Raw genomic sequence first — 26510 nt, 5'->3', positions numbered from 1 at the left:
TCCTCCTGTGCGGGTGGGCGTCAGTGGGTCGGTGGCGCGCAGACGATGACGATCTCGGGTTCGGTGGGGTCGACGTCGGCGGTGAGGACGAGCCCGCGCCCGGTCAGCCTCAGCCGGACCGGACCCGGGTGCTCGGGGTCGTGCGGGACGCCGACGATCAGGAACCGGCCGTCCGGGTCGGTGCGGGTGGCGGACCCGGTGCCGGGTAGCTCGACCCGCATCGCCGCCAGCGGCTGGTCCTCGGGACCGACCACCCGGCCGGTGAGGGCGCGTACCCCGAGTTGCCGCAGGCGCAACGGTTGCAGGACCGGCGGCGCGGCCGGGGTCGGGTGGTCCACCTGCGCGGGTACGTCGATCAGCAGCGCCGGGCGAGGTGCCGAGCCGAACGCCGTCCACAGTGGGGGCTCGTCAGCCTCCAGGACGACCGGATAGCTGCCGTCGCCGGTCGCGGCGGTGAGCACCCGGTCCAGCCGGGGCAACCCCGCCGGCCCGGTGACGCAGAGCAGGAAGCGGACCGTGAACCGGTACGGCTCGCGGACCGCGCCGCTGGAGCGGGTCTGCCGGGCGGGGCGCAGCGCCAGCGGCCAGAGGGTGAGCCCGGCGGCGTCGCCGTCGGTGCGGGGCGGGCCGATCGGGACGGTTTCCCCCGCCGCGCTGGTCAGCCAGGCGACCAACTCGGCGGTGGCCGTCTCGATCGGTCCGCGCCCGTCGGTGGTCATCGCGGCGGCGTCCCCTGGATCCGGTACGCGATGGCCTCGTTCCACACGTGCGGGTAGACGCCGATCTCGAAGTACCGGGTGAACCGGTTGATCGGGGCGTTGGTGTGGTCGTGGTAGAGCAGCCACACCGGCGCGATGGTGAACAGGACGTAGTTCGCCAGCACCAGCGGGATGTAGAGCGGCCCCAGCAGGCGACCCTGGAAGATGTGCACGTCCTCGTGCCGCTGGATGCCGGAGCTGGAGCCGGCGCAGACCGTGCCGATGGTGGTGGCGTAACGGGGCGAGACCCCCTCCACCACGCTGACCCGCCCGCTGCCCTGCGAGGTGGGCCGGTCCAGCGAGTGCCCGAAGACCAGGTGAACGGCCAGGTAGATGGCACCGACGACCGTGTTGAGCAGGCTCCAGGTGTGGTCGACGACGAAGAGGAAGATGCCGCGCGCGTCCGGCGCGTACACCCCGGCGGAGGTCACCGCCCAGCCGAAGACCGCGCCGACCAGCAGGCCCACGACGGCGCCCACCATCAACCCGATCGGGCCGCCGGCGAGGAAACCGAACAGGGCGCCGACACCGACCTGAACTGCCGCGCTGATGATTCCGAAGACCATGACGTCATCCCCCTCAGACCCAGGAACGGAAGACTCGGGGCTCGCGACCGCTCGCGACCTGGGTCGGCGTCGCCTGCCGGTTGCCGGGCGGGAACTGGTTGACGCCGAGCGCGGCGGAGAAGATGACCAGGGCGTTGAAGAACGCGATGACCCACTTCTCGCCGCCGGCGTCGTCGGCGAACGCCGCCGTCACGTAGGACAGCAGCAGCGCGATGGCGATGGCGATCCACTTGCGGAGCTTGTCGCCGCTCGGGCCGATCAGCCCGCCGATGACGTTGGTGGCCAGCAGGGTCGCGGCGCTCGCGCCGGCGATGGTCCCCAGGGCTGCCCAGGTGAAGAGATCGTTCATGGCGATCCCCCTTTTCTGCGATGGTGCGACCGGGATGTGGTGGTGGTGAGGTTCGGTGCTCCTGGTGGGGAACACCGGGGCCGGTCGCCGTCGTCTCGGGGGCGGCCGGGGCCGGGCGTGGCCGGCGGAGCCGGCCACCGGGTGGATCAACCGGGCCCCGGGGCGCCGACGGGCGGGCCCGGCGGCGTCGGGCCAGGCGGCGTCGGACCGGGCGCAGCCGGCGTCGCGGGCTGACGGCGACGCACCAGGAGTACGCCCACCGCGGCGAGGAGCAGCAGCAGGAGCGCGCCGCCTCCGACCAGCAGCCACGGGAACCCGCCGCCCTCCGCGCTGGCGGCCGCCGAGGCGGACGGTCGGGGTGGCGCCTCGGCGACGGCCCGCAGCTCGCTCGGCTTGTCCTGGTTGGAGTCGACCCGCCAGCTGACCGAGCGGCCGTTCACCGTGCCATTGCTGTCGATCACCCGGCCGGGAAATGTCACCGAGATCTCGAAGGACATGAGCTTCATGAAGGCCTGCTGCTGTTGCGGATTTTGCTGCGCAACCTTTCCGCCGTATTTCTTCGGGTCGAGCGGCAATGTGAAGCGATACAGGTCGCCGTCGCGGACCAGTTTCACGCTCTCCGTGTCGAAACCCGCCAGCGGTGCCTTGCGGTAACTGATCTGGGAGCCGAAGAGTTTGCTGTCCTCGTACCCGGTCTCCTCGCCGGCCGGCAGGGCCGGAATGTTCTGCCGCAGCTCCGCGAAGGCCGCCGGGATGTTCTTGTTCCGGACGCTGAGCACGGACTTCTCGGCCGTCAGCAGCAGCTGCCCGTCGACCGTGTCGTCGGCGTTGACGGTGAGACCCATGTTGAGTTGCATACAACTGCTCAGGGCGGCGAGAAGGACGAGGCACACCGCGACGCGGAGTGCCTTACCGCGGTTGACTCTCCTGTTCATGGGCTCAGTGTGTGTGATCGCTTTCACCATCAGCAGTCAGCGATCGGTCACAAGGCGGTCGCCGATTGTACCGGCGTGCTGTCACATTTGTTTGAGCCCGACGACGGTCCGAATGACTATTCTGGAGCTTTGGGGCGTCAACGGTTGTTCGGCGGCCGTACGCTGACCCGGTGATCATTGTCGCGTGTGTGCTTCTGGTGGATCCCGACGGACGGCTGTTGCTGCAACTGCGCGATGGCAATGCGGAGCACCACCCGAACGTCTGGGGTCTGCCCGGCGGCCACGGCGAGCCGGGGGAGACGCCGGAGCAGGCCGCCGAGCGGGAGCTGTGGGAGGAGACCGGCCTGCGCGCCGACGGGCCGCTGCGCCCGGTCGCCGTGCAACCGGCGCCCGAGCTGGGCCGGGTGAAGCACTACTTCCTCGGCCACACCCGCGCCCGGCAGGAGGACGTGGTGCTCGGTGAGGGCGCGGCGATGGTCTTCGTGCCCGGCGACGAGGTGCTCGACGGTCGTCCCTGGACACCGGGCGCCGCCGAGGTGCTGACCCAGTTCTTCGCCTCACCCGAGTACGCCGCGGTGACGGCCGGCCGGACGGCCACGGGGCCGGCTCAACCCGCCGGAGGGCTCCAGTCCGCATAGCGGGCCATGCTGCGCAGGGCCACCCGGGCCGGGATGAGCCGCAACGCGGCGGTCCGCATCGTGAAGGCGATCGGGTTGTGCAGCTGCTGCCCGAACCGCCCGGCGACGTAGGAGGCTCGGGCGACGGCCTGACTGCGTGGTCGGCGCTGCGCGTCGTACGCGGCCAGGGCGGCGGGCACCCCCTCGGCGCCACCGGCGCAGACGGCGCCGAGCACCACCGCGTCCTCGATCGCCTGCCCGGCGCCCTGCCCGAGGTTGGGCGTCATCGGGTGGGCGGCGTCGCCGAGCAGCGCCACCCGTCCCCGCACGTACGAGGGCAGCGGCACGGCCAGGTGGTGGATGTCGTTGCGCAGGACGGCTGCCGGTGGAGTTGCCGCGAGAAGCGCCGGGATGGGGGCGTGCCAGTCACCGAAGTGCTCCCGCAGGGCCGCCAGCTCGTCGGGGGCGCGGCCGCCGGGCGGGGCGTTCAGCGCCGCGTACCAGTAGAGCTGGCCGTCACCGATGGGCACCATGCCGAACTCGGCTCCCGGTCCCCAGGTGATGGCGGCCGGGACCGGGTCGGGAAACGCGATGGCCGCCCGCCACGCCGTCGAGCCCGCATACACCGGGCCGGGGTGTTGTGGCCAGAGCTGGGCGCGGACCTGGCTGCGCAGGCCGTCGGCGCCGACCACCAGGTCGGCGTCGAGGGTGTGCGAGCCGTCGGGCCCCCGGTAGCGCACCTCGGCACGGTCCGGGCCGGACTCCACGTGTTCCACCTTGGCGTTGGTGTGCAGGGACGACGCCGGCAGGGCCTCGCGCAGGGTGCGGTGCAGCGTGGCCCGGTGTACGCCGAGCGCCGTGGTGCCCAGCTGCCGGACCATCTCCGTGGCGTCCACCCGGGACAGCCACCGCCCGTGCCGGTTGCGGACGCCGCCGGGTGCCTCGCCGTGTCCACCCCGGCGCAGAGCCGGGCCCAGGCCGAGGCTGTCCACCCCGCGCACGGCGTTGGCCATCAGGCTCAGGCCGGCGCCGACCTCGCGCAGCTCGGCGGCGCGCTCCAGCACGGTGACCCGCCACCCGTGCCGGTGCAGGGCGAGCGCCGCGCTCAGCCCGCCGATTCCCCCGCCCACCACGATTGCGTGTGCGTCATCCATGTCGACCACCTTTCTACACCTGTAGAAGAGTGATACTACCTGCGGACCACCGAGAAGGGGGAGTGCCGTGACGGCCCGGACGAACCGGATCGCGTTGCTGACCGACGCGGCCATCGAGTTGATCGCCGACGGTGGCATGCGGGCGCTGACCCACCGGGCGGTCGACAGCCGCGCCGGGATGCCACCCGGCACCACCTCCGCGTACCTGCGGACCCGGCAGGCGTTGATCGAGGCGGTGGTGGGACGGCTCGCCGAGCGGGACCGCGGCGACCTCGAGGCACACGACCTGCCCACCGGGCCGCCGCCCCCGACCCCCGCCCCTCGGCTCGACGCCGACGACCTCGACGCGCTCGCCACCGGCGTCGCCGAGGTGCTCGACCGGTGGTTGAGCGCCGGTCGCAGCCGGACCCTGGCCCGCTACGCCTGTCTGCTGGAAGCGGTGCACCGGCCCGAGCTGCGCGGGATCCTGCAACACGGCACCGGCCTGCGGGTGCAGGCCCGGGACCTGCTGACCCGGGCCGGGGCCACCGACCCGGACCGGCAGGGCGACCAGTTCGTCGCGTTCGTGGACGGGCTGCTCTTCGACCGGCTGGTCGGCGCGGGCGCGCTCACCGCCCCACCGCCCGGCAGCGCGGCCAGCCGGGCCGACCTCGGCGCCGCGGTCCGTACGCTGCTGCGCGCCCTGACCGGACGCTGACCGGACGCTGACCGGGCCGGCTCCGGCCGGTGATCAGTGGTCAGTCGCGTGATGGGAGACGATCCGTCGGTGCCGTCGGTTGCGCGACGTACCGCGGTGGGCTGGCGCTATGGAGCTGAATCGCTTGCGACATCGCTCCTGCGATGCGTTGACGACATCAGCTCCAAAGGACGTGCGGGAGGCGCGGTGCGGCGGGCTGCCGGCGGGCGCGGCGGGTCGGTGGTGGGCGTCCTCGCGTGATGGCGGGCGTCGTAGGTTGGCGGCGGGGCGCCGTGGGTAGGCAGCCGGGTACCGGGTCCGGTTGCGGCTGGTCCGGTCGATGCGGGGGAGAAGGTTCGGTGATGGTGCGGTTCAGCGGCCTGCGGACGGCTGGCGGGCGGGTGCGGCACGGCTGGCGACCGGTGGTGGAGGCAACCGTCGCTGCCACGGTCGCCTGGCTGCTGGCGACCCGGTTGCTCGGGCATCCGCAGCCCTTCTTCGCGCCGGCCGCAGCGCTGATCGTTCTCGGTCAGGCGCGGGGGCAGCGCATCCGCCGGGCCGTCGAGGTCGTCCTCGGGGTCGCCGCCGGGGTGCTCGTCGCGGACCTGGTGGTGCAGGCGCTCGGCCCCGGCAGCACCTGGACGGTGTTCACCGTCATCCTGCTCACCGTGCTCCTCGCGGTGGCCTTCGGCGCCACCGGCGTGACACTGGTGCAGGCCGCGGTGTCCGCGCTCTACCTGGTGGTGGTCGCACCACCGGACGGCACACTGGTGCCGTTCCGCTTCGTCGACGCGCTGATCGGTGGCGCGGTCGCGCTCGCGGTGAGTCTGCTGGTCGACGCCCGTCACCCTCTCGCGCCGCTGGTCGCCGAGGTCCGCCGCACCTTCGACGAGCTGGCCGGGCTGTTGGGCGGGATCGCCGACGCGCTGGACCACCGCGACGAGGCCGCGGCGGTCGCCGCGCTCACGCAGGCCCGGGGGATGGACGCCCGGGTGGACGGCCTGCGCGACGGAGTGCTGGCCGCCGGCGAGGCGCTGCGGCTCAACGTCCGCCGCCGCCGCCACATCGGTCGGCTGAAGTCGGTCGACGAGTCGATCCGGCAGATCGATTACGCGGTACGCAACGTCCGGGTGCTGGCCCGCGCCGGCGTGACACTGAGCCGGATGCACGCCCCGGCGCCACCCGAGCTGGGCGCGGCCCTGCGGTCGCTGGCCGAGGCGGTCCGCGAGGCCGGTGCCGCCCTCGCCGCCGACCTGACGGGACAGGACGAGACCGCCGACCAGCACGCCGCCCGGGCCGACGAGTCGGCGTTGACCGCCGTGCACACCGCCGGGCTGCTCTTCGGCTCGACGCAGACCCTCCCCCTGGCGATGATCATCGGTCAGGTTCGGGCCACGGCCATCGACCTGCTCCGCGGCGTCAACCCCGAGGACGACGCCGCCGTCCTCGCCCGCGTCGACGAGGCCCTCGGCCTTCCCGCAATCTAACGCCCGCCCCGCCCCCGCCCCCCCCGCCCCCCGCGCCCCCCGCCCGGGTCGATCATGGACTTGTGGTGCCTTACAAAAGCCACGTGTCACCCTCAATTGCCCACCACAACTCCATGATCGACCGGGGACCGGGGACCGGGGACCGGGGACACGGGGCGACCGGGGGCCGGGGGCAGGGTTGGGGTTGGGTCAGGTGGTCAGCCAGGCGGTTGCGGTGTCGCGGATCGGGGTGGTGACCTCGTGACCGCCGGGGAACTCCTCGTACGTGACGTCGTAGCCGCGGTCGCGCAGCTGCGGGACGAGCCGGCGGCTGCACACGTCGATGGGCAGCACCCGGTCGTCGACGCCGTGCGAGATGAAGATCCGTGGGTGGCCGTGGGTGACCGGCGGCGCGGCGAAGCCGGGGGAGAAGGCCAGCACCGCGTCGACCAGGTCGCCGTTGGCCAGACCCAGCGACAGCGCGTACGAGGCGCCGTCGGAGAAGCCGCCGAACGTGACGTCCTGGACCGGGTAGCGGTCGAAGACGTTCGCCAGCAGCCCGTCGATGCGCGCCACGTCCGCGCCGAAGCCGCCGGCGATCAGGTCCCAGCTGGCCGCCGACGACTGCGGGGCGACCAGCAGCAGGTGACGCGTGTCCGCGACGGGCAGCAGCAGGTCCAGCCCCTGCCGCGCCGAGCCGCCCGCACCGTGCAGGAGCAGCACCAGCCGGTACACCGATCCGTCGGCGGCCGGCTCCGGGGCGTACACCATCGCCAGCTGGTCGCCGTCGGGGCCTTTCATGGGCACGAGCCCGGTCGGCCCCGGCACCACCGGCGGGTGGCGGCGGGCGGTCAACCGGCCGTGCCGGGGATCCTGCGGGCTCCGGTACGGCGGCGCGGAGTCGGGCACGGGCCACCACCTGTCGCGGTCCACGAAACGGTCGACGAAACGTCCGACGCGGTTACCCGACCCGTCCGGGGTTAACCGTCGGCAACCGTCACCGCCACCGTCAGGCGCTGGCCCGGGCCACCAGGGCGGACGGGAAGAGGGTCACCGGTGCTGCCGGACGTCCGTCCAGCAGGGCGGTGGCCGCGGCGGCGGCGATGCGCCCAACCGGGTGGCTCGCCGTGGTCAGCGCCGGAGCCGTCAGCCCGGCCAGCGGGATGTCGTCGAAGCCGGCCACCGCGACGTCGCCGGGCACCTGCACACCTGCGTCACGCAGGCCCGCGATCACCCCGAGCGCGGTGTCGTCGCTGATCGAGTAGATGGCGTCGAGGTCCGGCCACTGACGCAGCGCCTCGCCGGCCGCCGCCCGACCGCGCGCCGCCGTGAAGTCTCCGGGTAGCACCCGCTCCGGCAGCCCGGCCTGGCGCATGAGTCGGCGGTACGTCTGCACGGGGCGCTGCGCGCAGGGCAGCCACCGGGGGCCGGTCACCATGGCGATCCGCCGGCGACCCGTCGCGTACAGGTGGCGCAGCACCGCCTCGGAGCCGGCGCCGTTGTCGACGTCGAACGACGGGACGGTCGCGGAGCCGACGCCGATCGAGACCACCCGGCCGTGCAGCGAGCGGGGCACCGACTCCAGCAGGGCCTCGGTGGTGTTGACCAGGATCACCCCGCACACGCTGCGATCGTCGAGCTGGTCGAGGCCGCGTGGGTCGCCGAGCGGCAGCCAGTGCAGCGCCACCCCGACCCCGGCGGGAGTGCACACCCGGGCGACCGAACCCACCACCTGGTGCACGTACGGGTCCTCCAGCACCGCCGCGCTGGTGCCCAGGACAGCCACGACCATTCGTACGCCGCCGCCGCGGACCAGCGCCCGGGCGGCCGGGTTGGGGATGTAGCCGAGCTGGTCGACGGCCGCCGTGACCAGTTCCCGGGCAGCCGGCGAGGCGAAGCCCGTGCCGGCGATCACCCGGGACGCCGTTGACCGGGACACCCCGGCGACGCGCGCTACGTCCTCGAGAGTGGCCGGTCGGTGTGCCGCTGCCGTCATCGTCGCCTCCCACGGCGGCCCGTCAGGTGAGACGAACGCCAGCTCACATCATGCCCCGGCCGGTCCCGGGACGGTAAGGGGCGGTTGCCGGTTGTGGTGGTAGCGCTCTCAGGTGTGCGATCGTGCCAGCAGATCACCCCGAGGAAGAGGACCTGACCCCGTGAGCGCCCCCACCAGCCGTCCCGCAGCCCCGGCCACCGCACCACCCCCGACACGGGCGGTGCTGCTCGCCCGCAACGGCGTGGCGGTCACCTTCACCCTCAACGGGCTGGCCGTCGGCAGTTGGTTCTCCCGGGTGCCGGCGGTCCGCGAGGCGTTGGACCTCTCCGCCGGCCGGCTCGGGTTGCTGCTGCTGGCGATGAGCGTCGGCGCGCTGCTGGCCATGCCCACCTCCGGCCTGCTCGCCCAGCGGTTCGGTGCGGCCCGCACCGTCACGATGGCCACCGTGGTGGTTGCGGTCGGCCTGACCGTGGCGGGGTTGGGCGCCACGATGACCGGGTCGTTCGCCATCGTCGCCCTGGGACTGGTCGCCCTCGGTTACGGCTCCGGCGCCTGCGACGTGGCGATGAACGTCGAGGGCGCGGCGGTGGAACGGCGGCTGGGCCGTACGATCATGCCCCGTTTCCACGCCGGGTGGAGCCTCGGGTCGGTGGCCGGTGCGGCGCTCGGCGCCGGGGCGGCCCGGTTCGACGTGTCGGTCGGCGCGCATCTCGTCGCGGTGGCGGTGGTCGTGTTGACCGGCACCGCGCTCGCCGCCCGGACGTTCCTGCCGGTGGGCAGCGATCACACCGGCGACCCGGCGGACGCCACACCGGCGGCCCGTCGGCGGGCGCAACTCGCCGCCTGGCGGGAGCCGCGCACCCTGCTGATCGGGCTGTTCGTGCTGGTGGCGGCTTTCACCGAGGGTGCCGCCAACGACTGGCTGGCCGTCGCGTTCGTGGACGGTCGGGACCTGAGCGAGGCCGCCGGCGCGGCGGTCTTCGGTGTCTTCGTCGTGGGCATGACCATCGGGCGCACCGCGGGCACCGTCGCGCTGGACCGGTGGGGTCGGGTGCCGGTGCTCAGCGGCACCATCGGGCTCGCCGTGGTCGGTGCCACCCTGGCCGTTCTGGCTGGCTCCGGCCCGGTGGCCATCGTCGGCGTCGCGCTCTGGGGCCTGGGCGCGTCGCTGGGCTTCCCGGTGGGCATGAGCGCGGCGGCCGACGAGGAGGCACACGCGCCGGTGCGGGTGAGTGTGGTCGCGGTGATCGGCTACACCGCGTTCCTGGGTGGGCCGCCGTTGCTGGGGCTGCTCGGCGACGAGGTCGGCACCCTGCGCGCGCTGCTGGTGGTGCCGCTGCTGCTGCTGCCGACCCTGCTGTTGGTGCGGGTGCTGCGCCCGCCGAGCTGACCGTGGCGGAGCTGCCACACCGTCGAACCGGCTCCGTCAGCACACAAAATCTAACCCACGGTGCCGCCGAGTGGTATCGGGTGCGCGGCCGACTGCGCCGCGTACCCGGGCTGGCTATGGTCGCCCGATGCCAACCGACGAGATCACCGCCGCCGCGGCGGGCACCTGGACCCTGGGCGACCGCACCGTGCGCCGGATGGGCTTCGGCTCCATGCGGATCACCGCGAACCCCGACACCGGCCGGGCTGTCGCCCTGCTGCGCCGTGCCGTGGAGCTGGGCGTCAACCACATCGACACGGCCGCGTTCTACGTCTCGCCCGGCGGCACCCTGCGGGTCGGCGACGGCCCGGCCCGCTACGCCACCGAGCTGATCCGCGCGGCGCTCGCCCCGTACCCGCAGGACCTGGTCATCGCCACCAAGGTCGGTTTCGGGTACGACCCGGAGACGGGCTTCACCGAGGCGCTCACTCCGGCCCAGTTGCGCGACCAGGTGGAGGAGAACCTGCGTCGGCTCGGCCGCGACCAGCTCGACGTGGTGAACCTGCGCCTGGGTCGAGGGCCGGGTGCGGTGCCGCTGGCCGACCGATTCGGCGCGCTCGCCGACCTGCGTGCCGCCGGGCTGATCCGGCACCTCGGGCTGTCCAACGTCCGGCCCGAGCAGCTGGACGACGTGGCGGGCATCGCACCGGTGGTCTGCGTGCAGAACAACTACGGCGTGGACGCCTACCGCGAGCAGGACGCGTTCGTCCGGGCCTGCGGTGAACGGGGTATCGCGTACGTGCCGTTCTTCGCGCTGGCCGGCACCGGCCGGGAGGCGGGCGCGAGCGCCGCGCAGAGCGAGGCCGTGGAGGCCGTCGCCCGCGCCCACGGCGTCACCGGGCACCAGGTACGCCTGGCCTGGACCCTGCACCAGGGCGCACACGTCCTGGCCATCCCCGGCACCGCAGACCCGACGCACCTGGAGCAGAACATGGCGGCGGGCGCCCTGACCCTGACCCCCGAAGATCTGAAAAACCTGACCTGACCCCACCCCCCCCGGCCCCGCCCTTCCCTGTTGATCATGAAGTTAGTGGCGCGACACGCCGGTGCGGAGGTCGCTAACTTCATGATCAACGGGGCAGGAGGAGGGGCCGGTTAGGGGTTCAGCCAGACTGTGAGGGGGCCTGTCGGGAGGAAGCCTGCTTGTCGGGCCGGGGGTAGGTCCGGGGTCTCCTCGTAGCCGACCAGGGATGCGGTGGGCAGGGTGGCGCACACCGCGCGCCAGATGGCCTCGGGGTCGTCGGTGCTGGTGAACAGGTTGGAGACGCCGTACCCACCGTCGCCGCCACTGAGCACCGCGCCGCCGGTGATCACGCCGCTGTCGTCGTGGCGGGCAAGCACCCGTACCCGGGGGTCGGTCAGGAGCGCGGGGCGGAACAGGTCCCCACCACCGTGTGCCGCTGCCCAGGCCGCCAGCTCGTCCGGGGTGCTGACCGGGGTGAGCGGCGCGTCGACCGGTGGAGGCGACGGAGGGCGGTGGATCCACTGGGCGTCGAAGAGCACCCGGAATCCGTACCCGGACAGGTCGAGGTCGGCGAAGCTGTCCTTCACCGACGCGCCGGCCCCCGCGTCGATCCGCGCCAGCAGGGCCTCGGCGTCGACGCCCGGCCGCAGGGTGACCGCGTCCGGGTACCACGGTGGCGAGCGGCGGGGGACCGACCAGGCCTCGGCGTCGGTACGGCCGGTCAGCCCGTGGCTGGCGCAGACGATGTCGCACCATTCGGCGTTGTTGCGGGCCGCCGCCCGCGCGTCGTTCAGCACGCCCGGCAGCCTAGGGCGCGACGTCAGGGGGCGTAGACCAGGTCCATCGTGTCGGTGTGCCCGGACCAGCGCAGGTCGAGGCGCCAGCAACCGGGCTGGGGCAGGTCGATGACCGACGGACCCGGCCCACCCGGGACCTCCCGGATCACCCGCGTGTCGGTGCCGTCGAGCGTCGCGGTGATCACCAGGGTCGCCGGTGCGGTCGGGTCGGGCGAGGTCGTGGCCGCCTGGGCCACCCACAGGATCTTGTTGTTCGACCCGTCCTTGCGGTGGTGCCGTAGCGGATGGGCGAACAGCACCGCCACGATGTCACCCTTCGCGCCGAAGACGTGCGGGACCCGGGCGTCCCCACTGAACCCGGCGTCCGCCCAGTCCGGCAGCGACCCCGTCTCGACCCGCGCCGCGCAGCCGGCCGTGGCGCTCGCCGTGACGGCCGTGGCGCTCGCCGTGGTGGGGGCGGCGCTCGTCGGTGCGGCTGACCCGCCGCTGGTCGTGGTCGTGCACCCCGCGAACAGGACCACCGATGATGCCAGCACCCATCTGCCCCAGGAACCCATCTCGCCCCTTCCGGTACGCGTCGACAACTCGTCGTACCGTGCTGACACCGGCCGGGCCCGCCAGGTTCCCGGCCTAGCGCAGCGAACGGGCGATCTCGATCGCCTCGGCCCTGCCCACGGCCCCCTCCAGCCGGTAACTGACGTCGCCCATCTGCCAGATCAGGGTCGAGGCGGCCAGTCGGGCGGTCTCCTGGCGAACCTCGCCCGCGCGGTCCACGTACGACAGTGCGTGTGGCCCGTCGACCCAGATGGCGAAGTCACCGTCGACCTGGACCCAGGCTGCCCCGGGCGGCATGACCTCCTTGTGGAAGGCCAGATTGAGACGACCGTCGAACGCGTCGATGCGCAGCGCGCCCCCGTCGTAGAGCAACGTCGCCACCCGGCAGGTGCCCGTTGCGTCGGGGTCGGCGACCAGCACCCGCTCGGGTGGGCCCAGCTGCGCCGGTTGACGGATCGGGAACCGGACCGCCCGTTGGGCCTCGTCCAGGGCGAGGGTCCGCTGGCCGGGCAACGGCGACGGCGTGTCGCCGGGCAGGGTCGGGGTGGGCGTGGTGGCGATGCTGACCCCGGCGAAGCGCAGCAGCCCCGTGACGGCGTCGGCGACCGCCGCACGGGTCGGCGGTACCACCGCCACGACCACGGCGACGAGCGCCGCCGCGGCGAGCGGGCGCCACCGGCGGGCCGGCCTGGTGAGGCGTACGCGGACGCTAGCGGTCACGTCCGGAGCGTCGGGGGTCTCCAGCCAGGCGGAGAGGTCGCGCAGCTCCCGTTCGAGGTCATCCATGCCGGACCTCCTCGCGGTCGAGCAGGCCGCGAAGCTTCGCCAGCGCCCGGGACGTACGCGACTTGACCGTGCCCCGAGGCCAGCCCAGCGCCGCCACCGTCTCCTCCTCGCTCAGGTCGAGGAAGAACCGGCAGACGATCACCTCGCGGTCCCGTACCGGAAGTTGACGCAGGGCCTCGACCAGCGAGGCGCGGCGCTCCCCGGCGAGGACCGCGCTGACCGCCCCGTCCTCGGCGATCTCGGACGTCGGGTCCGCCGCCGCGGCCCGCAGGACCAGCCCGTCGCGTCGGCCCCGGGACCGGTGCAGGTTGCGGGTCTCGTTGGCGACGATCGCGAGCAACCACGACCGGAAGGACGACTCGCCCCGGTAACGGGACAGCTTGCGGTACGCCTTCACGAACGCCTCCTGGATGACGTCCTCGGAGTCCGACCCCGCGCCGAGCAGCACCGCCGTCCGGTGTGCGGACGCGGTGTGCCGGGCGACCAGGAGGTCGTACGCCTCCAGGTCACCGGCCCGGGCGCGGGTGACGAGAGCGTCGTCGTCCAGGGGGAGGCCTCCGTTCGGATCACACTCATGACACCGCCCGCGCGTCGGTGGTTCCACCCGTCTCTTTCGGCGCGGGTCAGCTCTCTCCCATCCGGCGTGCAGCGTATTGCCAGGATTCGGTGCTGCACTGGAGGGGCGTCGAGGAGAGGGGCTGGTCATGAGCTGGTTCAACCGACGGTCGCGGGGCACCGAGGCGACCCCGACGAAGCTGGACCGGGAGGCGACCCGCGAGGACCTCGCGGCGCTGGTGGAGTTCGTCGCCAGCCGGCGGGGGGTGGAGTTCTACCTGGAGCCGGAGACCACCGCGACGGACACCACAGTGGTGGCGATCGCCCACGACGGCGAGTGGATCCGTCGTCGTACCGGCACGCCACGGGCGGCGGGGTCCATCGCCCGCAAGCACGCGGTGCCGTTGTACGAGGCGGCGCGCACCGGATATCCGGAACGGATGCGCACGTGGAGCCGGGCCCACCCGGAACGGCACGCCCGCTGAGGCTCGTCTGTTCAGGCAGCCTCGGCGGCGGAGCGGGCCTGCTCAAGCGTCATCGGCTCGGCGTGGCTGGACACGTACCAGTGGTAGGCGCCGTCGAGCAGTCGCCGGACCAGGCCCAGGTCGAGGCCGTCCTCGGGTTGGCGCAGGTGCGCTGGTGGTGGGTAGAAGCAGTCGCCCAGCAGCATGACGCCCGAGTCGGGCACCAGCACGACTGTCGAGTCCGGTGCGTGCCCGCCGCCGACGTGGCGTAGCCCCACCCCGACCGGCAACTCGTCCAGATCGGCGAAGACGCGGGTCGGCGGCAGGATGGCGAAATCCGCCCAGGACCCCACCGCACGTGCCCGGGCCCGGAAGCTCGGGCCGAGGCGGGGATTGGCGCGTATTTGCTCGTCCAGGTAGTCGTGACTCCACGGTCGGGCGGCCTCGGCGCGCAGCAGCGGCACGGCCGTCTCGTGCCCGACGATCTCCACCCCGGGCCAGGCGCAGGCGCCCCAGACGTGGTCCCAGTGGTGGTGGGTGTAGACGAGCCAGCGCGGCTGCGGCAGCCCGGCGGCAGTCAGCGCGGCCTGGATCTCGCGGGCGTGGGCGGGGCTCTGCCCGGCGTCGATCATCACACTGCCGCGCTCGTCGGCCACGACGGCGACGCCGGCCTGGACCGCCTCCGGGTCCGGGTCGCCCGGGCAGAGCCAGACACGGCCCGCCAGGTGGCTGAACTGCGGGGCGACGATGGTGATCGACCTCCGATATCGAGCGCGGACGCTGTCGTGGCGTTCGCCGATCCTAGGTGACGGTGCCGAGTACCACCGCCCCGCCGGGTGATCGGCGCAGGCCAGGGCAGGTGCGCGCAGCCTTTGCTCTGCATACCTGTAGGCGACGGGTGCCGACGTCACCGGTGCGCACAGGTATGCAGAGCAAAGGTCGTCGCGCATTGACCCGGGGCATTGCGACCCGCGGGTTCGGGGCCCAGCAATCGGTGAAGATTGATGATTGGCACCCGCTTGGCGGCGCCGGGGTCGGCGTTGACCGGCGGCGCGGCGGTGTGGCAGCATTCGCGGCCTGACGGCAGTGAAGGAAGTCGGTGCGATTCCGACGCGGTCCCGCCACTGTCACCGGGGAGCGATCCCCCCTCGTGAGTCACGGCCGTGTGTCTGCGGTTGGAAGGCCGGGGGAGAGCGTCGATCCGGAAGCCAGGATACTTCGGCCGTCGGGACGTACCCCAGGGCGTGGACACCCGAGGAGGACCCGATGACGCACGGCGTCTCATTCATCGACGAGCATCGTCATGACCCGCACGGCGGACGCCGCACCGCACCCACGACCGGTCGGGCCCGCATGTCCCGGGCCGGCCTCGTCGGCGTGCACCAGGTCGCCCGCGTCGGCCACCGGTCGCGCTGAGCTGAGCGCCCGGCGCCGACCGGCCCCGACGCCCGCGTCGGCGAGCCGGCCGCGCCGTCGTACCGGCTGACGCCGCACCCACCCGCCTCGTCCAGGTCACCTCCGGCCAGGGCGTCACTCTCCGGAGCCTGCCGTGCGCATCCTGCTGCTCTCCACCGCCGACACCGACCTGCTGGCCGCCCGCGCCAGCGGCGCGGACTACCGGCTGGCCAACCCCGCCCGGGTCGCCGCCGACGAGGTGCCCGCCAGGCTCGACGGGGTCGACCTCGTCGTCGTACGCCTGCTCGGCGGCCGACAGGCCTGGCCGGACGGCCTCACCGCGGTGCTCGCCACCGGCGTGCCGACGGTCGTGCTGGGCGGCGAGGCGCTGCCCGACGCGGAGCTGATGGCCATCTCCACAGTGCCGTCCGGGGTCGTCACCCAGGCGCTGGCATACCTGGTCGAGGGTGGGCCGGACAACCTGGCGCAGCTGGCCCGGTTCCTCTCCGACACGGTGCTGCTCACCGGCGAGGGGTTCGCCCCGCCCGCACCGACCCCGGCGTACGGCGTGCACGGCGAGCACCCGACCGACCCGCAGCGGCCCACCGTGGGGATCGTCTTCTACCGGGCGCACGCGCTGGCCGGCAACACCGGGTTCGTCGACGTCCTCGCGGACGCGGTCCACAGAGCCGGCGGCAACCCCCTGCCGATCTTCTGCGGCTCGCTGCGGGGCCTGACCACGGGCGCGGGCCCGCTCGGGCTCTTCGCCCGCTGCGACGCGCTGCTGGTCACCGTGCTCGCCGCCGGTGGGGCGGTCGCCGCGGACGCCTCCGGGGGCGGCGACGAGGACGCCTGGGACGTCGGCGCGCTGGCCGCCCTGGACGTGCCGATCATCCAGGCGCTCTGCCTGACCAGCACCCGCGAGCAGTGGGCCGGCAGCGACGCCGGGCTGTCCCCGTTGGACGCGGCGATGCAGGTGGCCATCCCCGAGTTCGACGGCCGGATCGTCAGCGTGCCGTTCTCGTTCAAGCAGATCGACGCCGACGGGCTGTCGGTCTACGCGGCCGACGCCGACCGCGCCGCCCGGGTCGCCGGGATCGCCATGCGCCACGCCCGGCTGCGGTACGTGCCCAACGCCGACAAACGGGTCGCCGTGGTGCTCAGCTCCTACCCCACCAAGCACTCCCGGGTCGGCAACGCCGTCGGGCTGGACACCCCGGTCTCGGCGGTCCGGCTGCTGGCCGCGCTCACCGAGGCCGGCTACCACCTGGGCGACGCGCCGGTGCCCGACGACGGCGACGCGCTGATCCACGCGCTGATCGCCGCCGGTGGTCACGACGTGGAATGGCTCACCCCGGAGCAGCTGGCCGCCGCCGAGGCCCGGATACCGGGGCAGACGTACCGGCGGTGGTTCGACCAGGTCCCGGCCGAGCTGCGCGAGCGGATGCGGGAACACTGGGGTGAGCCGCCCGGCCAGCTCTACACCGAGGGCGGGGACATCGTGCTCGCCGGGCTGCGCTTCGGCAACGTGGTGCTGCTGATCCAGCCGCCCCGCGGCTTCGGGGAGAACCCGATCGCCATCTACCACGACCCGGACCTGCCACCGAGTCACCACTACCTGGCCGCGTACCGCTGGCTGGCCTCGCCGAGCGCGGACGGTGGCTTCGGCGCGGACGCCGTGGTGCACCTGGGCAAGCACGGCACCCTGGAGTGGCTGCCCGGCAAGGGCCTCGGCCTGGCCGCCGACTGCGCGCCCGACGCGGTCCTCGGTGACCTGCCGCTGGTCTACCCGTTCATCGTCAATGACCCCGGCGAGGGCACCCAGGCCAAGCGTCGGGCGCACGCCGTGGTGATCGACCACCTGGTGCCGCCGATGGCCCGCGCCGAAACCTACGGCGACATGGCCAAACTGGAGCAACTGCTCGACGAGTACGCCACCGTGCAGGCCCTCGACCCGGCCAAGGTGCCGACCGTGCGGGCGCAGATCTGGGACCTGGTGCGCGCGGCGGAGCTGCACCACGACCTGCACGCCGAGGCGATGCCCGACGCGGACGACTTCGACGAGTTCGTCCTGCACCTCGACGGGTACCTCTGCGAGGTCAAGGACGTGCAGATCCGCGACGGGCTGCACATCCTCGCCGACGCGCCGACCGCTGAGCCCCGGGTCAACCTGGTCCTCGCGGTGTTGCGCGCACCCCAGATCTGGGGTGGCGCCCGCGCGCTGCCCGGCCTGCGGCAGGCGCTCGCCGTCGCGTACTCCCTCGACGAGCAGGCGCTGCTCGCGGCACCGGGAGAGCGACTGGCGGTGCCCACGGCGCTGACCGACGTGGTGGACGGGCCGGCCGCCACCGCCGCCGACGCCGTCGACCTGATCGAGGCGCTCGCCCGGCGGTTGGTCATCGGGATGGAGACGCTCGGCTGGGATGCCGAGGCCGTCGACGCGGTGGTCGTGGAGGTGACCGGCCAGTCGATCCCCGACGTCGCCGCCGTGCTGCACTTCGCCGCCACCGAGCTGGTGCCCCGGCTGGACCGCACCACCGACGAGCTGACCAACACCCTCGGCGCGCTCGACGGCCGGTTCGTGCCGCCCGGCCCGTCCGGTTCACCCACCCGGGGTCTGGTCAACGTGCTGCCCACCGGCCGCAACTTCTACTCCGTCGACCCCAAGGCCATCCCCAGCCGCAACGCCTGGGACGTCGGGGTGGCCCTCGCGGACTCGCTGCTGGCCCGGCACCTCGCCGACACTGGGGCGTACCCCCGCTCGGTGGGGTTGACCGTGTGGGGCACCAGCGCGATGCGCACCCAGGGCGACGACATCGCCGAGGTGCTCGCGCTGCTGGGTTGCCGGCCGGTGTGGGACGAGCGGTCCCGGCGGGTCACCGGCATCGAGGTGGTGCCGACCGCCGAGCTGGGCCGGCCGCGCGTCGACGTGACGGTGCGCATCTCCGGGTTCTTCCGCGACGCGTTCCCGCACGTGGTGGCGCTGATCGACGATGCCGTGCGGCGGGTCGCCGCCCTGGACGAGCCGGACGAGGACAACTTCCTGCGGGCGCACGTCACCGCCGACCTCGCCGAGCACGGTGACGAGCGGCGGGCCACCGCGCGGATCTTCGGCTCGAAGCCCGGGGCGTACGGCGCGGGCCTGTTGCCGCTGATCGACGCGCGGACCTGGCGCAGCGACGCCGACCTGGCCGAGGTGTACGCGGTGTGGGGCGGCTACGCGTACGGCCGGGGCCTGGACGGGCGGGAGGCGCGTGCCGACATGGAACGCTCCTTCGCCCGGATCGCGGTGGCGGTGAAGAACCAGGACACCCGCGAGCACGACATCGTCGACTCGGACGACTACTTCCAGTACCACGGCGGGATGGTGGCGATGGTCCGTCACCTCACCGGCACGTCACCGCAGGCGTACGTGGGTGACTCGGCGATGCCGCACGACGTGCGCACCCGCACGTTGGGTGAGGAGACCCGGCGGGTGTTCCGGGCCCGGGTGGTCAACCCGAAGTGGATCGCCGCGATGCGTCGGCACGGCTACAAGGGCGCGTTCGAGTTGGCCGCCACCGTGGACTACCTGTTCGGCTACGACGCCACCGCCGGTGTGGTCGACGACTGGATGTACGAGCACCTGGCCGCCGCGTACCTCTTCGACGACACCACCCGCGAGTTCCTGGAGAAGTCCAACCCGTGGGCGCTGCGCGGCATCACCGAGCGCCTGTTGGAGGCCGCCGACCGGGGGCTGTGGGCCAAGCCCGAGCCGGCCACCCTGGACCGGCTCCGTGACACGTACCTGGCCAGCGAGGGTGACCTGGAGGACCGGGTGTGAGCGCGAGGAGTGAGCCGGTTTTGCGAGCCCCGCAGTCGCGAACGAAGGAAGCACAGTGACGATCTACCCGTTCAGTGCGGTGCTCGGCATGGCCGACATGCGGCTGGCGTTGCTGCTCAACGCGGTGTCCCCGGCGATCGGCGGTGTGCTGGTCCGCGGTGAGAAGGGGACCGCCAAGTCCACCGCCGTCCGGGCGCTCGCCGCGCTGCTGCCCCCGGTCCGCCGGGTCGCCGGCTGCCGCTTCGGTTGTGACCCGGCCGAGCCGGACCCGGCCTGCCCGGACGGCCCGCATCCGGCCGGCGCCGCCGCCGAGACGCGTCCCGCCCGGTTGGTGGAGCTGCCGGTCGGTGCCGCCGAGGACCGGGTGGTCGGCTCGCTGGACCTGGAGAAGGCCCTCGGCGAGGGCGTACGCGCCTTCGAGCCGGGTCTGCTGGCCGCCGCCCACCGGGGGGTGCTCTACGTCGACGAGGTCAACCTGTTGCACGACCACCTCGTGGACCTGCTGCTGGACGCGGCGGCGATGGGTCGCAGCCACGTGGAGCGGGAGGGCGTCTCGGTCAGTCACGCGGCCCGGTTCCTGCTGGTCGGCACGATGAACCCGGAGGAGGGGGAACTGCGTCCGCAGTTGCTCGACCGGTTCGGGCTGACCGTCGAGGTGGGTGCCAGCCGGGACCCGGAGGTTCGCGTCGAGGTGGTTCGCCGCCGGCTGGCCGCCGACGCCGACCCGGCCGGGTTCGCCGCCCGGTGGGCCGACGCGGACGCGGAGATCGCCGCCCAGGTGGCCGCCGCCCGAGATCGGCTGCCCGGGGTACGGCTTCCGGACGCCGCGTTGCGGCAGATCGCCGAGGTGTGCGCGGCGTTCGACGTGGACGGGATGCGCGCCGACATCGTCACCGCCCGTACCGCCCTGGCCCACGCTGCCTGGCACGGCCGGGACCGGGTGACCATCGACGACGTCCGGGTGGCCGCCCGGCTGGCCCTGCCGCACCGCCGCCGCCGCGACCCGTTCGACACACCGGGGCTGGACGAGAAGCGCCTGGACGAGGCGTTGCAGCGCGCCCAGGACGCGCACCCCGACGAACCGGACGACGGCGGCCCCGACGACGGCGGCCCGCAGGGTGGTGGCCCGGCCGGCGGTGGTGGCCCGGCCGGTGGCGGCGGTCCGAACGGTGGTGGTGGTCCGAACGGGAGCGGCCCGCAGGGCGGTGACGGCAGTGACGACCGTGCCGACCAGGGCGAACCCGAGCCGGCCGGGCACTCACCGGCACGTGACGGCGCTGGCCCGGACGGGCACGCCGACGCGCCGGACGACGCCGACGGCTGGCCGCACCGCGAGACGGGTGCGGGGGGCGACGACGGCCGGTCGCAGCGCTCAGCGGACGACCGGGGCGGTGACGGCGAGAACGTGCGCCCGCGCGGTGGCCGGGAATCGGCGGCGGGTGACGACGACGACCCGACCCGGGGCGGCGCGGACGGGCAGCCGGTGGCCGTACCCCGGGGTGGTCTGACGGCCCGGGTGCTCACCGCGCCCGGCGTGGGTGACGGGGTGCCGGGCCGGCGCTCACGGGCCCGCACCGGGCGGGGGCGCACCACCGGGGCCCGGGTGCCGACGGGCCGGGTCGGGGCGCTGCACCTGCCGGCGACGGTGCGCGCCGCCGCGCCGCACCAGGCGTCCCGGGGACGGTTGACCGGACCGCTGCGGTTGCGCCCGGACGACGTGCGGGAGGCGGTCCGGGAGGGGCGTGAGGGCAACCTCGTGCTGTTCGTGGTGGACGCCAGCGGCTCGATGGGTGCCCGGCAGCGGATGACCGCCGTGAAGGACGCGGTGCTCGCCCTGCTCACCGACGCCTATCAGCGGCGGGACAAGGTCGCGGTGATCGCCTTCCGGGGCGCTGACGCGCGGACGTTGCTGCCGGCCACCTCGTCGGTGCTGGCCGCCTCGACCCGGCTGGCCGAGTTGCCCACCGGTGGGCGTACGCCGCTGGCCGAGGGGCTGCTGGCGGCCGCCGACCTGCTGCGGGTGGAGCGCCTGCGCGACCCGAGGAGGCGTCCGCTCGTCCTCGTCGTCACCGACGGCCGGGCCACGGCGGGCACCCGCCCGCTGGACCGCGCCGCGGCAGGCGCGGCAGTGCTCGCGGCGACCGGCGCGGCCTGTGTCGTCGTCGACTGCGAGACCGGCCCGGTGCGGCTGAACCTGGCACGTCGACTGGCCACCCAGTTGGGCGCCCCCCATCACCCGCTGGCCGCCCTCACCCACCCCGACGCCCGCGACACCGCGCTTCCCGTCGCGGCGTGACGACGGGCACCGATGACCGACCGCAGGCGCAGAATCGCGCGAAGGGAAGAGTGCTGATGCCGCAGGGACAGCCGAGCGTGGTGCCCGCCGACGGGTTGACGACCCGGCAGCGGCGGCACCGACCGCTGCTCATCGTCCACACCGGACGGATGAAGGGAAAGTCGACCGCCGCCTTCGGGCTGGCGTTGCGGGCCTGGACGGCCGGTCTGCCGATCGGCGTGTTCCAGTTCGTCAAGAGCGCCAAGTGGCGGGTGGGGGAGGAGAACGCCTTCCGGGCACTGGGCGAGGTGCACGAGCGCACCGGTCAGGGCGCACCGGTGGCCTGGCACAAGATGGGTGAGGGCTGGTCCTGGATCCAGCGCGGCGGCGACGCCGACCACGCCGCCGACGCCCTGGAGGGCTGGCGGCAGATCCAGCGTGACCTGGCCGCCGAGCGGTACGGGCTGTACGTGCTCGACGAGTTCACCTACCCGATGAAGTGGGGCTGGGTGGACGTCGACGAGGTGGTCGCCACCCTGGCCGACCGGCCAGGCTTCCAGCACGTCGTCATCACCGGCCGCGACGCCGACCCGCGCCTGGTCGCCGCCGCCGACCTGGTGGCCGAGCTGACCAAGGTCAAGCACCCGATGGACGCCGGCCAGAAGGGCCAGAAGGGCATCGAGTGGTGACCACGACCGCCGACCCGTGGCCGCTGCCCCGGGTCGTCGTCGCCGCACCGGCCAGCGGCCACGGCAAGACGACCATCGCCACCGGGCTGCTGGCCGCGCTGCGCCGTCGCGGCCTGACGGTCAGCCCGCACAAGGTCGGCCCCGACTACATCGACCCCGGCTACCACGCCCTCGCCGCCGGCCGGCCCGGGCGCAACCTCGACCCGTTCCTGGTCGGCGTCGAGCGGATCGCCGGTCTGCTGCGCCACGGCGCGAGCGTGCCCACGCCCGCCGACATCGCCGTGGTGGAGGGCGTCATGGGCCTGCACGACGGCGCCGTCGGCCGCCGCGACTACGCCTCCACCGCACACGTCGCCCGGCTGATCGGGGCACCCGTGCTGCTGGTGCTGGACACCACGGCGCAGGGCCGCTCGGCCGCCGCGCTGACGCTGGGCATGGCCGCCTTCGACCCGGCCGTCCGCATCGGCGGGGTGATCCTCAACCGGGTCGGCTCGCCCCGGCACGAGACCCTGCTGCGCGACGCACTGGCCGAGGTGGGCGTACCGGTGCTCGGGGCCGTCACCCGCGCCGCCGAGGTGGCCGCGCCGGCCCGGCACCTCGGGCTGGTCCCGGTCGCCGAGCGGGCCCCCGAGTCCCTGGCGATCGTCACCGCACTCGCCGAGCTGGTCGAGGCCACCGTGGACCTCGACGCCGTGCTCGACCTGGCCCGCACCGCCGCACCGCTGACCACCCCCGCCTGGGACCCGGTCGCCGCCGTCGGCGGGCCGGCTGGCGCCGAGCGACCAGTCGTCGCGCTCGCCGGTGGCCCGGCCTTCACCTTCTCGTACGCGGAGACCGCAGAGCTGCTCACCGCCGCCGGCGCGGACGTGCGCACCGTCGACCCGCTGCGCGACCCGGCACTGCCCGCCGGCACCCGCGCGGTGGTCATCGGCGGCGGCTTCCCCGAGGCGTACGCCCAGGCGCTGGCCGGCAACACCACGCTCCGCGCCGAGCTGGCCGACTTCGACGGGCCGGTCGTTGCCGAGTGCGCCGGGCTGCTCTACCTCGGGCGGTCCCTGGACGACGTACCGATGTGCGGGCGGCTGGACCTGACCGCCCGGATGACCGGCCGGCTCACCCTCGGCTACCGCGAGGCCGTGGCGGTCAGCGACTCCCCGGTGGCCCGCGCCGGCGAGCCGGTACGCGGTCACGAGTTCCACCGCACCACCACCGACCCGGGGCACGGCGACCGGCCGGCGTGGCGCTGGGACGACGCGCGGCACGGTTTCGTGAGCGGTCGGGTGCATGCCTCCTACCTGCACACCCACTGGGCCGGTCATCCCGACGCGGCCCGCCGGCTCGTCGAGGCGTGCCGATGAGCGCCGACACCACGCTGACCGGGGTGGGCGTCGGCCCCGGCGACCCGGAACTGCTCACCGTCAAGGCGGTGCGGGTGCTGCGCGAGGCCGACGTCGTCTTCGTACCCGTGATGGCCGACCGGGTGGAACCCACGGTGACCGCCGCCGCGACGCCAGCGGGTGCGGACGCCGGGCGGGCCGAGGCGACCGTGCGGTCCTATGTCGCGGTGGACCGGCTGCGCCGGCTGCCGTTCGCCCTGGACGACCGGGGTGGGGTGACCGCCCGCCGGGCAGCCGCCTGGGACGAGGCGGCGCGAGCGGTGGTCGAGACGATCGACGCCGGGGCGCGGTCGTTGGCGTTCGCCACCATCGGTGACCCGAACGTCTACTCCACCTTCGGCTACCTGGCGCAGAGCGTCCGCGCCCTGCGCCCGGCCGTGCGGGTGACGACCGTTCCGGGGGTCACCGCCATGCAGGAACTGGCGGCGCGCAGCGGCACCCCGCTCTGCGAGGGACGCGAACCGCTGACCCTGCTGCCGGCCACCGCGGGCCTGGCGCTCTTCGCCGACGCCCTGGCCGGGCCGGGCACCGTGGTCGCCTACAAGGGCTGGCGGCGGCACCCGGAACTGCTGGCCGAACTGCGCCGACAGGACCGGCTCTCCGACGCGGTGCTCGGGCGCAGCCTCGGGCTGCCCGGTGAACGGGTCGGCCCGGTCGACGACGCCGAGCACGACCTGCCGTACCTGTCGACGCTGCTGGTGCCGGCCCGCCGCGACCACCGAGGAGGAAAGCTGTGACCAGCGACGGCAAGGTGTGGTTCGTCGGTGCCGGGCCGGGGGCGGCGGACCTGCTGACCCTGCGGGCCGCCCGGGTCATCGCCGAGGCGGACATCGTGATCTGGGCGGCCAGCCTGGTGCACGCCGACGTGCTCGACCATGCCCGCCCCGACGCGGAGATCATCGACTCGTCGCAGCTGCCCATCGAGGGCGTGCTGCCGCTCTACCAGCGGGCCGCCGAGCAGGGGCTGACCGTGGCGCGGATCCACTCCGGCGACCCGGCGCTGTGGGGCGCGGTGCAGGAGCAACTGGAGCTGTGCCGGGCACTCGGCCTGGCCGTCGAGATCGTGCCCGGGGTCTCCTCGTTCACCGCCGTCGCGGCGATCGTCGGGCGGGAGCTGACCGTGCCCGAGGTGGCCCAGTCGGTGATCCTCACCCGCCTGGAGGGTGGCAAGACCCCGATGCCGCCCGGCGAGCGGGTCCGGGACTTCGCCCGGCACGGCACCACGATGGCGCTGTTCCTCTCCGCCGCCCGCTCCGGGCAGGTGCAGGCCGAGCTGCTGGCCGGCGGCTACCCGGAGGACACCCCGGCCGTGGTCGCGTACCAGGCCACCTGGCCCGACGAGCTGGTGGTGCGCTGCACGGTCGGCACCCTGGAGGCGACGGTCAAGCAGCACAAGCTGTGGAAGCACACCCTCTTCCTCGTCGGGCCGGCCCTCGCCGCCGAGGGCACCCGCTCGCACCTGTACCACCCCGGGCACTTCCACACCTTCCGGCGGGCTGAGCCGGCCGCCCGTGCCGAGCTGCGCCGCCAGGCCGGCGCCCGCACCGGGGGGACAGCCACACCGGGGCACACACCATGACGTACGCCGAGCCGCCCCTGCGCGAGCCGGACCTGCCACGGACCGCGAGGGTGCGGCCCACCGCGCTGCGTACCGGGTGGACCACCGGCGCCTGCGCGACGGCGGCGGCCAAGGCCGCGATCACCGCGCTGGTCACCGGCACGACCCAACAGGAGGTGGAGATCGGGCTGCCCGCCGGACGCCGGGTGCGTTTCCCGGTGGAACGCTGCGAGGTGACCGGCACCCCACCGGTGCGCGCCGAGGCGGTGGTGGTCAAGGACGCCGGGGACGACCCGGACGTCACCCACGGGGCCGAGCTGACCGCCACCGTGGACTGGACCGACGTCCCCGGTCTGCGGCTCGCCGGTGGTGCCGGCGTCGGCACGGTCACCAAGCCCGGTCTCGGGCTCGCGGTCGGCGGCCCGGCGATCAACGACACCCCCCGCCGGATGATCGGCGACGCGGTGGCCGAGGTGGTCGACCTCAGCGAGGTCGGCGTACGCGTGGTGATCAGCGTGCCCCGGGGCGAGATCATGGCCCGCAAGACCACCAACCGGCGGCTTGGCATCCTCGGTGGGATCTCGATCCTCGGCACCACCGGCATCGTGCGCCCGTTCTCCACCGCGTCGTGGCGGGCCAGCGTCGTGCAGGCCGTGCACGTGATGGCCGCCCAGGGCGAGCCGACCGTGGTGCTCTGCACCGGTGGGCGTACCGAGCGGGCCGCCCGCGCGCTGCTGCCCGACCTGCCCGAGGTCTGCTTCGTCGAGGTCGGCGACTTCACCGGGGCCGCGGTGACCGCCGCGGTGGGTGACGGAATGACCGGCGTCGTCTTCGTCGGCATGGCCGGCAAGCTGGCCAAACTCGCCGCCGGAGTGCTGATGACGCACTACACGCGCTCCAAGGTGGACCTGTCCCTGCTCGGGGCCGTGACCGCCGAGGCCGGTGGCGACGAATCGCTCGTCGCCGCCGTGACCGAGGCCAACACCGGGCGGCACGCGTACGAGCTGTGGGAGGCCGCCGGGCTGCTCGCCCCGGCCGGGGACCTGCTCTGCCAGCGGGTCCGCCAGGTGCTGCGGCGCTTCGCCGGGCCCACGGTCACCGTGGACGTGGCGATGGTCGACTTCGCCGGCTCGCACGTCGTCGCCTCATCCGGCCGGTGGCCCCGATGACGCGGGCGACATCGGTGGGCCCGATGACGCCGGCGACGCTGGCGACCGGCGTGACCGTGGTCGGGCTGGACGCCACCGGCAGCCCACCGCACCCGGCGCTCGCGCCGGTGCTGGCCGCCGCCGGGCTGGTCGTCGGG

General features: G+C 74.1%; 25 protein-coding genes, 1 pseudogene and 1 riboswitch. Of the genes and pseudogenes, 14 read left to right on the top strand and 12 right to left on the bottom strand.

From position 1 onward, the window contains the following. Positions 1-20: 20 nt before the first annotated feature. The 4 genes from LADH09A_RS27975 to LADH09A_RS27960 form a co-directional block, all read right to left on the bottom strand. Positions 21-719, bottom strand: a complete 699-nt coding sequence (locus tag LADH09A_RS27975) for a carboxypeptidase-like regulatory domain-containing protein (protein WP_238648659.1) — start codon at positions 717-719, stop codon at positions 21-23. Continuing rightward, the gene (locus LADH09A_RS27970) at positions 716-1324 is read right to left on the bottom strand and encodes a glycine zipper family protein (protein WP_238648658.1); all 609 of its coding nucleotides are present in this window, start codon (positions 1322-1324) and stop codon (positions 716-718) included. Before LADH09A_RS27970 ends, LADH09A_RS27975 begins: the two co-directional genes overlap by 4 nt. A gap of 13 nt (positions 1325-1337) precedes the next feature. After that, positions 1338-1673, bottom strand: coding sequence for a hypothetical protein (locus LADH09A_RS27965; RefSeq protein WP_030327513.1), 336 nt, complete (start codon positions 1671-1673; stop codon positions 1338-1340). 146 nt (positions 1674-1819) lie between these two features. Continuing rightward, the gene (locus LADH09A_RS27960; protein ID WP_238648657.1) at positions 1820-2608 is read right to left on the bottom strand and encodes an LppM family (lipo)protein; all 789 of its coding nucleotides are present in this window, start codon (positions 2606-2608) and stop codon (positions 1820-1822) included. Positions 2609-2778: 170 nt separating this feature from the next. Here LADH09A_RS27960 and LADH09A_RS27955 point away from each other — a divergent pair, with 170 nt between their 5' ends. Next, positions 2779-3246: an NUDIX hydrolase gene (locus LADH09A_RS27955; protein WP_238648656.1), complete on the top strand. Its 468-nt coding sequence runs from the start codon at positions 2779-2781 to the stop codon at positions 3244-3246. On the opposite strand, the gene LADH09A_RS27950 is transcribed toward LADH09A_RS27955, so the two are convergent. After that, positions 3216-4379 (bottom strand): FAD-dependent monooxygenase, encoded by a 1164-nt coding sequence (locus tag LADH09A_RS27950; protein WP_238648655.1) that lies wholly within the window; start codon positions 4377-4379, stop codon positions 3216-3218. The genes LADH09A_RS27955 and LADH09A_RS27950 overlap by 31 nt on opposite strands. Positions 4380-4446: 67 nt before the next feature. Between LADH09A_RS27950 and LADH09A_RS27945 the strand changes: the two genes are divergently transcribed. Further along, positions 4447-5076 carry a TetR/AcrR family transcriptional regulator gene (locus LADH09A_RS27945; protein ID WP_238648654.1) on the top strand — a complete coding sequence of 210 codons (630 nt, stop codon included), beginning with the start codon at positions 4447-4449 and terminating at the stop codon, positions 5074-5076. 341 nt (positions 5077-5417) lie between these two features. Beyond that, the gene (locus LADH09A_RS27940) at positions 5418-6542 is read left to right on the top strand and encodes an FUSC family protein (protein ID WP_238648653.1); all 1125 of its coding nucleotides are present in this window, start codon (positions 5418-5420) and stop codon (positions 6540-6542) included. Between the two features lie 189 nt (positions 6543-6731). Here LADH09A_RS27940 and LADH09A_RS27935 read toward each other — a convergent pair whose 3' ends face one another. Together LADH09A_RS27935 and LADH09A_RS27930 are read right to left on the bottom strand one after the other, a co-directional pair. Continuing rightward, complete coding sequence (locus LADH09A_RS27935; protein WP_238648651.1) at positions 6732-7430, bottom strand: alpha/beta hydrolase; 699 nt, start codon at positions 7428-7430, stop codon at positions 6732-6734. Positions 7431-7530: 100 nt separating this feature from the next. Further along, entirely contained in the window at positions 7531-8517 is a 987-nt protein-coding gene (locus LADH09A_RS27930; RefSeq protein WP_238648650.1) for a LacI family DNA-binding transcriptional regulator, read from the bottom strand. 160 nt (positions 8518-8677) lie between these two features. Here LADH09A_RS27930 and LADH09A_RS27925 point away from each other — a divergent pair, with 160 nt between their 5' ends. Both LADH09A_RS27925 and LADH09A_RS27920 read left to right on the top strand, forming a co-directional pair. Then, entirely contained in the window at positions 8678-9907 is a 1230-nt protein-coding gene (locus LADH09A_RS27925) for an MFS transporter (RefSeq protein WP_238648649.1), read from the top strand. A gap of 127 nt (positions 9908-10034) precedes the next feature. Then, on the top strand, positions 10035-10931 hold the full coding sequence (locus LADH09A_RS27920; protein WP_238648648.1) for an aldo/keto reductase: 897 nt from the start codon (positions 10035-10037) through the stop codon (positions 10929-10931). Positions 10932-11041: 110 nt separating this feature from the next. Here the strand turns inward: LADH09A_RS27920 and LADH09A_RS27915 are convergent, their stop codons facing one another. From LADH09A_RS27915 to LADH09A_RS27900, 4 genes are read right to left on the bottom strand one after another with little or no spacing between them, the layout of a single operon-like run. Then, complete coding sequence (locus LADH09A_RS27915; protein WP_238648647.1) at positions 11042-11707, bottom strand: hypothetical protein; 666 nt, start codon at positions 11705-11707, stop codon at positions 11042-11044. A 23-nt stretch (positions 11708-11730) separates the two neighbouring features. Next, positions 11731-12312, bottom strand: coding sequence for a hypothetical protein (locus LADH09A_RS27910; protein WP_238648646.1), 582 nt, complete (start codon positions 12310-12312; stop codon positions 11731-11733). Between the two features lie 25 nt (positions 12313-12337). Continuing rightward, positions 12338-13048, bottom strand: coding sequence for a hypothetical protein (locus LADH09A_RS27905; protein WP_238648645.1), 711 nt, complete (start codon positions 13046-13048; stop codon positions 12338-12340). Further along, a complete protein-coding gene (locus LADH09A_RS27900) occupies positions 13041-13652 on the bottom strand; it encodes an RNA polymerase sigma factor (protein WP_372492365.1) in 612 nt (203 codons plus the stop codon). The genes LADH09A_RS27905 and LADH09A_RS27900 overlap by 8 nt, the downstream gene beginning before the upstream one ends. Before the next feature lie 100 nt (positions 13653-13752). On the opposite strand from LADH09A_RS27900, the gene LADH09A_RS27895 reads away from it, so the two are divergent. After that, complete coding sequence (locus tag LADH09A_RS27895) at positions 13753-14088, top strand: hypothetical protein (RefSeq protein WP_238648644.1); 336 nt, start codon at positions 13753-13755, stop codon at positions 14086-14088. Between the two features lie 11 nt (positions 14089-14099). Here LADH09A_RS27895 and LADH09A_RS27890 read toward each other — a convergent pair whose 3' ends face one another. Further along, on the bottom strand, positions 14100-14723 hold the full coding sequence (locus tag LADH09A_RS27890; protein WP_238648643.1) for an MBL fold metallo-hydrolase: 624 nt from the start codon (positions 14721-14723) through the stop codon (positions 14100-14102). A gap of 408 nt (positions 14724-15131) precedes the next feature. After that, positions 15132-15308, top strand: a riboswitch (cobalamin riboswitch). 25 nt (positions 15309-15333) lie between these two features. On the opposite strand from LADH09A_RS27890, the gene LADH09A_RS27885 reads away from it, so the two are divergent. From LADH09A_RS27885 to LADH09A_RS27850, 8 genes and pseudogenes are all read left to right on the top strand, one after another. Beyond that, on the top strand, positions 15334-15483 hold the full coding sequence (locus tag LADH09A_RS27885; protein ID WP_238648641.1) for a hypothetical protein: 150 nt from the start codon (positions 15334-15336) through the stop codon (positions 15481-15483). A gap of 133 nt (positions 15484-15616) precedes the next feature. Beyond that, a complete protein-coding gene (cobN, locus tag LADH09A_RS27880; protein ID WP_238648639.1) occupies positions 15617-19285 on the top strand; it encodes a cobaltochelatase subunit CobN in 3669 nt (1222 codons plus the stop codon). After that, positions 19282-21581: pseudogene (locus LADH09A_RS27875) on the top strand (VWA domain-containing protein). Before cobN ends, LADH09A_RS27875 begins: the two are co-directional and overlap by 4 nt. A 56-nt stretch (positions 21582-21637) precedes the next feature. Continuing rightward, positions 21638-22249 (top strand): cob(I)yrinic acid a,c-diamide adenosyltransferase, encoded by a 612-nt coding sequence (gene cobO, locus LADH09A_RS27870; RefSeq protein ID WP_238648638.1) that lies wholly within the window; start codon positions 21638-21640, stop codon positions 22247-22249. Next, entirely contained in the window at positions 22243-23607 is a 1365-nt protein-coding gene (locus tag LADH09A_RS27865) for a cobyrinic acid a,c-diamide synthase CobB (protein WP_238648637.1), read from the top strand. The genes cobO and LADH09A_RS27865 overlap by 7 nt, the downstream gene beginning before the upstream one ends. Next, positions 23604-24383, top strand: a complete 780-nt coding sequence (cobI, locus tag LADH09A_RS27860) for a precorrin-2 C(20)-methyltransferase (RefSeq protein WP_238648636.1) — start codon at positions 23604-23606, stop codon at positions 24381-24383. Before LADH09A_RS27865 ends, cobI begins: the two co-directional genes overlap by 4 nt. Then, positions 24380-25225 (top strand): precorrin-4 C(11)-methyltransferase, encoded by an 846-nt coding sequence (gene cobM, locus LADH09A_RS27855; protein ID WP_238648635.1) that lies wholly within the window; start codon positions 24380-24382, stop codon positions 25223-25225. The genes cobI and cobM overlap by 4 nt, the downstream gene beginning before the upstream one ends. After that, on the top strand, positions 25222-26373 hold the full coding sequence (locus tag LADH09A_RS27850; protein WP_238648634.1) for a cobalt-precorrin-5B (C(1))-methyltransferase: 1152 nt from the start codon (positions 25222-25224) through the stop codon (positions 26371-26373). Before cobM ends, LADH09A_RS27850 begins: the two co-directional genes overlap by 4 nt. Positions 26374-26510 lie beyond the last annotated feature (137 nt).

This window comes from Micromonospora cabrerizensis, from assembly GCF_022230955.1.
Classification (GTDB): domain Bacteria; phylum Actinomycetota; class Actinomycetes; order Mycobacteriales; family Micromonosporaceae; genus Micromonospora; species Micromonospora cabrerizensis.
This window is presented reverse-complemented; position numbering and strand designations above follow the sequence as displayed.